Source organism: Paraburkholderia sp. SIMBA_053 (assembly GCF_046534895.1).
GTDB lineage: Bacteria > Pseudomonadota > Gammaproteobacteria > Burkholderiales > Burkholderiaceae > Paraburkholderia > Paraburkholderia caledonica.
In genome coordinates this window covers 1-274 of sequence record NZ_JAWRXU010000640.1, presented here as the reverse complement: position 1 = coordinate 274, position 274 = coordinate 1, and the positions used below count along the sequence as shown (strand labels likewise).

General features: G+C 59.9%; 1 pseudogene. It reads left to right on the top strand.

Going from position 1 to position 274, the window contains the following annotated elements:
* Nucleotides 1-274: pseudogene (locus tag SB753_RS37160) on the top strand (helicase); the annotation flags it as partial.

Sequence of the window (274 nt, the reverse complement as noted above, 5' to 3'; positions counted from 1 at the left end):
CGGCGCAGCCTTACGGCTATCGCCTCGGCTATCTGGAGCAGAACTGGATTAACACCGTCGAGTATGCGATGCGCGGCGTTGACCGGTTCCGGGATGACTTTGTAGTGCTCGAATGGGTCACGTGGCAGTTCGCGGAAAGCCTGCAGGAAGGGGCGAAACGTGAAGTGCCCAAGATCGGCAATCGGCATGGTTACCGGGCGATGCTGGCGCCGCATATCAAACGGCGGCTGGTAGCTGAACCGGAAGTCGCGAAGTACATCAGGATCGATCCGCC